Source organism: Natrinema soli, assembly GCF_028618695.1.
Genome location: NZ_JAQIVI010000845.1, coordinates 1 through 816 on the forward strand (window position 1 = coordinate 1; position 816 = coordinate 816).

Annotated in this window: 1 protein-coding gene; it reads right to left on the bottom strand. The window is 58.9% G+C overall.

Annotated features, from left to right (window positions below):
- Nucleotides 1-816, bottom strand: a protein-coding gene (locus PGX04_RS34025) for an IS1595 family transposase (RefSeq protein WP_273742505.1) whose coding sequence is annotated in 2 segments (ribosomal slippage) — nucleotides 1-361 and nucleotides 361-816 — 817 coding nt annotated over the 2 segments. Because the reading frame shifts where the segments join, the coding sequence is not laid out codon by codon here. This gene is flagged as partial in the annotation.

Below are 816 nucleotides of genomic sequence, written 5' to 3' on the forward strand. Positions count from 1 at the left end.
AGGGCGAGGAAATCGAGATAACCCTGAAGATGGTGCTTCGAAACACCACGGAACTTCACCAACCACTGACGAAGGAAACTGTGGCGGTTCTCGCAAGTGTTCACATGAGCATCGCCGATGACGTAGGTGTCGGAGTGGGGGACGGCCAGATGGCCGTCCACCCCCTCCTCGTCCTCGATGTCGTTGTAAATGCCGTAGTCGTCGGTACAGAGGATGACGCTTCCATCGCCGTACTCGGCGATGTCTTCGCCAGCATCTTGGAGATTCTCACGAACGAGAAACCGAACTCGTCCGTCGGCCCGACGGACGAGTGTCAGGACTGGCGGTTTGTCTCCCTCGAAGTCTCCTCGCCCCTTTTTGTGAGTCCGCGCGAGCGCGGACTCTCATCTTCGTCTTCCAGTCCTTTCTCGCCGGCAGCCACGTAGATCTCGTCGGCCTCACAGACGTCGTAGAGCTCGAACTCGTCGATGTTCCCGCTCACGTCCTGGACTTCGTGGACGAAGTCGAGGACGGCCTCGTAGTCGCGATCAAGGTCCCGAGCGATCTGAGCGGTCGGCTCAGATCGCATCTCCTTGATGATGTAGAACATCTCTTCGAGCCCGAAGCGATGCTGGCCGAAGATCGTGTCCGTGAGGTCGTTGAAATACGTCTCGCACTCCTTGCACCAGTACTGCTGAGCGTCTTTGCCGGTCGTTCCTCGCTTGACAACGGCCTCACTCTCGCAATGGACACACGTCACCGTCTCGCCGAACCGGGCGAGACGGAGACGGTCGAAGCATCGTTCGCGAGGAGGGAGGAAGACCCGAGCTGACTCCT